We start from the raw sequence: 6,009 nt of genomic DNA, 5'->3' as shown, positions 1-6,009 counted from the left end.
ATCATCATCGGCTATGCCCGGATCGAGGGCCGACCGGTCGGGATCGTGGCCAACCAGCCGATGCAGTTCGCCGGCTGCCTCGACATCGACGCCTCCGAGAAGGCCGCCCGCTTCGTGCGCACCTGCGACGCCTTCAACGTCCCGGTGATCACCTTCGTCGACGTCCCCGGGTTCTTGCCTGGCACCGACCAAGAACACAACGGCATCATCCGCCGCGGCGCGAAGCTGATCTACGCCTACGCCGAGGCCACCGTCCCCCTGGTCACCATCATCACCCGCAAGGCCTACGGCGGGGCCTATGACGTGATGGGCTCCAAACACCTCGGCGCCGACATCAACCTGGCCTGGCCCACCGCCCAGATCGCGGTCATGGGCGCCCAAGGCGCGGCCAACATCATCCACCGCCGCACCCTGGCCGACATGGAAGCCTCCGGCGCCACCACCGACCAGGTCGAGGCCAAACGCGCCCAGCTGATCGATGAGTACGAGACCACCCTGGCCAACCCCTACATCGCCGCCGAACGCGGCTACATCGACGCGGTTATCCCCCCGCACGAGACCCGCGCCGAGGTCACCCGCGCACTGCGTCTGCTCCGCACCAAACGCGAGACGCTGCCCGCGAAGAAGCACGGGAACATCCCGCTGTGACCGCGCCCGAGCACCCGACCAACGAGCCGACAGCCGAGCAGAAGCCCCTGCTCAAGGTCATCGACCACAACGCCACCCCCGAAGAGATCGCCGCGATCGTGGCCGTCTTCGCAGCCCTGGGATCGGCGGGCGAGGCGCCGAAGAAGAAGGAGCGCTCCCTGTGGGCCACCCCGCAGCTGCGTACCCCACTCCACCCCGGCCCCGGCGCCTGGCGCGCAAGCGGCCTGCCTCACTGACGAGGACCGCAATGTCATGATCGCTCCGTGATCACGTTCTCTCGGCGATATCTCCTGGTCACCCTGGCATGGCTGGTGACCCGGGGATGGGTGGTGATCCTCTACGGCTTCCCGGCCGCAGCGGAGGGCTCGTTCTCCTGGTGGGGTGCGGAGTGGGGCGTGGTGGGCGACGTGAACTACTACCGCGACAGTCTCGACGCACTGGCTACAGACGGGGTCGCGGGAACGCTGGTCGAGTATCCGGTGCCGGCGCTGCTGCTGCTCTGGATCCCGTACGCAGCGATCGGCCTGCTCAACCTGGGCGGCGAGGCCTACATCATTGCCGTGCTCGCGATGGCGGCGCTGACCGATCTGCTCTTCATGGTGCTGCTCGTCCGCAACCGCCGCGGGACGCACCCGAGGTTCGGGATCTCCGCCGCGGAGGCGTTGTGGCTGGTCGCCGTCCCGGCGCTGGGCGCGACGGCGTACGCCCGCTTCGACCTCTTCCCCGGGATCATGGTCGGCCTGGCGGTGCTCTACGCGGCCAGGAGACCGAAGGTGGCTGCGGCGTTCGCGGCGTTCGCGACCGGCGCGAAGTACTGGCCGATCCTGGTCATCCCGGCCCTCGCCGCGAATCGCACCACGCGCCGCGGAGTCATCCTGACCGTCGCCGGCACCGGCATCGCGCTGGCCGGTCTGAGCCTCGTCCTCGGTGGCTGGGACCGGCTCTGGACACCGCTGAACTACCAGGGCGAGCGTGGTCTGCAGATCGAGTCGGTCTTCGCGACCCCGGCGATGTACGAGTGGGGACACGGCGGTCCGGAGAGCGGCTACGCCATCGACTACACCGAGTGGAAGGCGTACGACATCAGCGGGCCGCTGGTCGAGGTGCTGCTCCTCGCGGCGACGGTCGCCTCCGTGGTCGCCGGGGCGCTCGTCATCGTCTGGTGGGTGCTCGCCTGGCGTCGCCTCCCCCGTGGAGAGAGGACCGAGGAGACGATCGTGTGGCTGGTGCTCGCGACGGTGGCCGCGTTCCTGGTGACCAACAAGGTGCTCAGCCCGCAGTACATGCTCTGGCTGCTCCCCGCCGCCTCCGCCGGGCTGGTCCTGCTCCGCGGCCGGGCTCGCCGGCAGCTCGGGATCTGGTCGGTCGTGCTGGTCGTGGCGACGCTGCTGACCCACGAGATCTTCCCGCGGATGTACGGCTACATGCTCACCTTCAACGACATCGGCTCACCGTGGATCACCGAGGTGCTGGCCTGGCGCAACGGCCTGCTGGTGCTTCTCTTCCTCTACGCCGCGTGGCGCACTACTCGGTTGCTGGCCGCCCTCCCCGAGCGGGGGCGGCCAGCAACCGAAGGTCAGGAGAGGCAGACCTTGGCGACGTCGCCCTGAGCCGAGTAGATCGTGACCGGCTCCTCGGCGAACACCGGCCGACAGGCCGCCGCGGTGAGCTCGTGCACGGTGACCCCGTCATAGAACCCGTGGTCGTCGCAGTTCTCGTAGTTCACGAAGACCTCCCCGGGCTCGCCTCCGTCGCGGAAGATCCGCAGGATGACGTACGCCGTGACCGGCTGCCCGGCGGCACAGTTCTGCGGCGTGTTGGGCCCTGAGCGGGCCGGCGCGCTGCGGATCGCCTCGATGAGACCGGCGGCGTCGGAGCCGGTGATCTCTCGCGACCCGGTCAGCGACGCCGAGGACGGCTCGTACCGGCAGATCGCGATCGACTCCGGGGCATCGCCCTCCAGCGGCGAGGTCGCCGGGTCGGTCTTCGGCCGCACCGGGTCGCCCTCGGCCAGCGGCGAAGCGGTCTCGCAGCCGAAGGGATCCTTCGCCACGGTCCTCAGAGAACCCTTGATCTCTTGGTTGACCCGCTCGTCTCCCGGACCGGTGAGGATCGTGGCGTACGCGTCATCCCCGACCTGGACCCGGGTCAGCAGCCAGCCCTCGTGCTCCCAGGATCCGGTCTGAAGGCTGGCGCCCTTGCCCGGCTTCTCGATCAGAACGTAGGGCTGCCACAGCGCGAAGGGCACCTTGCCGAACTGCGGCGGGAAGTCACGGTCCTCGGTCTCGTTGCAGGCGATACTCGGCACCGGCTGGTTGGTGATGTTCGCGACATAGGGAGTCCGCGGCACGGTGTCCCACTGGTCGCCCGGCTTCGCGATGCACTCCGGCAGCGCCGGCGCCGTGGCATCGGCCCACTCCTCGGGCACCTGGAAGGCGATGTCGTAGCGGACCGCCCAGCGGTTCCCGTCCGCGGGCGCGGGCAGGTCGGTGCGGCCGCGCTCGACGTAGGTGCCTTCCGGGGCCGCCTCGTCGGCACCGAGCGCCTTGGGTGCGTTGCCGGAACGGTCCTCGGCGCCGGAGGCGTCGCTCGCGGCCGTGCTCTCGCCACCGCTGCCGCTTGGCTGCAGGTTGGCCACCACGCCACCCAGGCCGACGACGGCCAGCACCGCGGCGGCAGCGGCCAGGATCCAGGGCGCCTTCCGGCGTGCGGGTGCTTTCTCCTCGTCCTTCTCGGTCTGGTCGGACAGGTCAGCCGGTCCAGCCTCTTCAGAGGCCCCGGGGATCGCGAGCTCCCGCGGCTCGAAACCGTCGGCCGCACGGGCCAGGGCGGCCCGGAAGGCCCGCTCCTCGCGCTCGAAGTCACTCATTGTCAACCCCCTCGTTCCCTCTCCGATCAACAGAGTCTTGCTCGTTCAACCGCTGCCGCAGCTTGGCCAGCGCTCGGTGCACATGTGAGCGGGCGGTCGCCTCGGCGCAGTCGAGCACCGTCGCTATCTGCGCGAAAGACAGGTCCTCGTAGAACCGGAGGACCACCGCCGCTCGCTGGTTGGACGGGAGCGTCTGCACCAACTCCCACGCCTCGTCCGCGTCTCGCTCCTCGGGGCCGGGCTCATGGCTGGTCGCCATCGGCTCGACGTCCTCGACCAGCACCAGCCGGCGCCGCTTGCGCCAGCCGCTGATCGACCCGTTGACGATGCTCCTCTTCACGTACGCCTCCGCCGTCCCGGACGCCGCCAGCGACTCCCACCGCGGCAGCGCACGGGCGAGGGCGTCCTGCACCAGGTCAGGAGCGTCGGAGTTGTTGCCGGTCACCAGATAGGCGAACCGCTGTAGCGCGGGCCCCCTCGAGGCCACCCAGGCCCCGAAGTCCGGATCCCTCTCCTGCTCTTCGGCATCCACGGACACCTCCTCTGGCACGTTCACACCCCTCCTACGCGAAGTCTGTCGTGTTCGTTGCGTGTAAAGCGGAATTGAGTTGCCCCAAGACGTCCCGGTCCTAAGGTTGGCCGGGTGACCCGTGAAGTAGACGCCCGTACCGACCGCTATGTCGAGGAGCTCTGCTCCCTCGACCCGCTGACCGCGACGTACGTCGGTGTCGCCGGCCACGACGCGGAGCTCCCCGACCTCTCCCCCGACGGGATGCAGGCGGTGGAGGAGCTCAACCGTGCGGCCTACGCCGACGTGGCCGCGATCAAGCCGGTCGACGAGCGTGAGCAGGTCGCCAAGGATGCGTTCCTGGAGCGGGTCGGGCTCGACATCGAGTTCGCCGACGCGCAGCTGGACCGGAAGTTCGTCTCCGTCATCACCAGCGGCATCCACAACCTGCGCGAGGTCTTCGACTTGATGCCGACGGGCACCGAGGACGACTGGGCCGCGATCGGCGCCCGGCTGGCCGGGATGCCTGACGCGGTCGCGGGCTACACCGCGACCCTTCGGGAGGAGGCCGCGGCCGGCCGGGTCTCGGCGACGGCTCAGTACGAGAAGGTCGCCGACCAGATCCTGAGCTGGACCGGGCAGAAGGGCGCCGGCGACTTCTTCACCGGTCTGGTCTCACGTGCCCCCGACGCCGTTCCCGCCGCCCTGCGCGCCGAGCTCGAGGCCTCGGCGGCGAAGGCCAACGAGGCGTTCGCCGAGTTCGGGCGCTTCATGGCCGCCGACCTGGTCCCCAACGGGCTGCCGAAGGAGGCCGTCGGGCGCGACCACTACCAACTCTCCTCCCGGCGCTACCTCGGCGCCGAGATCGACCTGGAGGAGACGTACGCCTGGGGTTGGGAGGAGCTCAAGCGACTCTCCGACGACATGGAGACCACCGCCGACCGGATCCTGCCGGGATCGAGCGTCGTCGAGGCGGCCGCCCATCTCGACAAGGACCCCGCGCGGCAGCTGACCTCGACCGCCGCGCTCAAGGAGTGGATGCAGACCGCCGCCGACCGCGCCATCGCGGAGCTGGCCGACGTGCACTTCGACATCCCCGAGCCGGTCCGGCGGATCGAGTGCATGATCGCGCCGACCACCGACGGCGGGATCTACTACACCGGCCCCTCCGAGGACTTCTCCCGGCCCGGCCGGATGTGGTGGTCGGTGCCCGAGTCGGTCACCTCGTTCGGCACCTGGCGCGAACTGACCACGGTCTACCACGAGGGCGTGCCGGGCCATCACCTCCAGGTCGCCCAGACCGCCTACCGCGCCGAGCTGCTCAACCGCTGGCAGCGGCTGATGTGCTGGGTCTCGGGCCACGGCGAGGGCTGGGCGCTCTATGCCGAGCGCCTCATGGACGATCTCGGCTACCTGGGCGACCCCGGTGACCGTCTCGGCATGCTCGACGGCCAGTCCTTCCGGGCCGCGCGGGTGATCATCGACATCGGCATGCACCTGGAGCTGAAGATCCCGGAGGACAACCCGTTCGGCTTCCACCCCGGCGAGGTGTGGACGCCCGAGCTCGGCCGAGAGTTCATCGGACAGCACTGCCTGATGGAGGACGCCTTCCTCGACTTCGAGGTCGCCCGCTACCTCGGCTGGCCGGGCCAGGCCCCGTCCTACAAGGTCGGGGAGCGGATCTGGCTCCAGGCTCGGGAGGACGCGCGAGCCCGCGCCGGGGCCGCGTTCGACATGAAGGCCTTCCACCGCGCGGCGCTCGACCTCGGCTCGCTCGGCCTCGATCCTCTTCGGGCGGCGCTCGGGCGGCTGTAGCGCTGCGGGGTTGGTCAGAAGATTTTGGTCGTACGCGGGGTGCTGCTTCGTCTGCGCTGCTGTTTCCACGGGGTTGGTCTGGGCCGCCGACCCGTTCTTTGAGGGTCTCTCGATCTGGACCGGCGTCAAGGACGCCCTTCGGGCGCCGGCTTCGCCGGCCGCTTCGCGG

At 69.8% G+C, this 6,009-nt stretch carries 6 protein-coding genes; 4 read left to right on the top strand and 2 right to left on the bottom strand.

From position 1 onward, the window contains the following. From ABZY89_RS29305 to ABZY89_RS29295, 3 genes are all read left to right on the top strand, one after another. Window positions 1-648 (top strand): carboxyl transferase domain-containing protein (locus ABZY89_RS29305; protein WP_355232692.1); only part of this gene is annotated, 648 nt, incomplete at its 5' end. Next, window positions 645-884 carry an acyl-CoA carboxylase subunit epsilon gene (locus ABZY89_RS29300; RefSeq protein WP_355232691.1) on the top strand — a complete coding sequence of 80 codons (240 nt, stop codon included), beginning with the start codon at window positions 645-647 and terminating at the stop codon, window positions 882-884. The genes ABZY89_RS29305 and ABZY89_RS29300, both read left to right, overlap by 4 nt. 27 nt (window positions 885-911) lie before the next feature. Further along, on the top strand, window positions 912-2,258 hold the full coding sequence (locus tag ABZY89_RS29295; RefSeq protein WP_355232690.1) for a glycosyltransferase 87 family protein: 1,347 nt from the start codon (window positions 912-914) through the stop codon (window positions 2,256-2,258). On the opposite strand, the gene ABZY89_RS29290 is transcribed toward ABZY89_RS29295, so the two are convergent. Both ABZY89_RS29290 and ABZY89_RS29285 read right to left on the bottom strand, forming a co-directional pair. Further along, a complete protein-coding gene (locus ABZY89_RS29290; RefSeq protein WP_355232689.1) occupies window positions 2,225-3,517 on the bottom strand; it encodes a hypothetical protein in 1,293 nt (430 codons plus the stop codon). The two genes, ABZY89_RS29295 and ABZY89_RS29290, sit on opposite strands and share 34 nt — an antisense overlap. Further along, window positions 3,510-4,049, bottom strand: coding sequence for a SigE family RNA polymerase sigma factor (locus tag ABZY89_RS29285; RefSeq protein WP_355232688.1), 540 nt, complete (start codon window positions 4,047-4,049; stop codon window positions 3,510-3,512). The genes ABZY89_RS29290 and ABZY89_RS29285 overlap by 8 nt, the downstream gene beginning before the upstream one ends. Before the next feature lie 111 nt (window positions 4,050-4,160). On the opposite strand from ABZY89_RS29285, the gene ABZY89_RS29280 reads away from it, so the two are divergent. Then, on the top strand, window positions 4,161-5,840 hold the full coding sequence (locus ABZY89_RS29280) for a DUF885 domain-containing protein (RefSeq protein WP_355232687.1): 1,680 nt from the start codon (window positions 4,161-4,163) through the stop codon (window positions 5,838-5,840). Window positions 5,841-6,009 lie beyond the last annotated feature (169 nt).

It is taken from the genome of Nocardioides sp. NPDC006303 (assembly GCF_040613175.1).
Classification (GTDB): domain Bacteria; phylum Actinomycetota; class Actinomycetes; order Propionibacteriales; family Nocardioidaceae; genus Nocardioides.
Note: the sequence above shows the minus strand (reverse complement) of the source record. Positions and strands in the feature narration are given on the sequence as shown.

What these genes read in the sequence shown, in the direction of transcription:
- ABZY89_RS29290 (WP_355232689.1), bottom strand. Translation starts at nt 3,517, where the DNA reads ATGAGTGACTTCGAGCGCGAGGAGCGGGCCTTCCGGGCCGCCCTGGCC.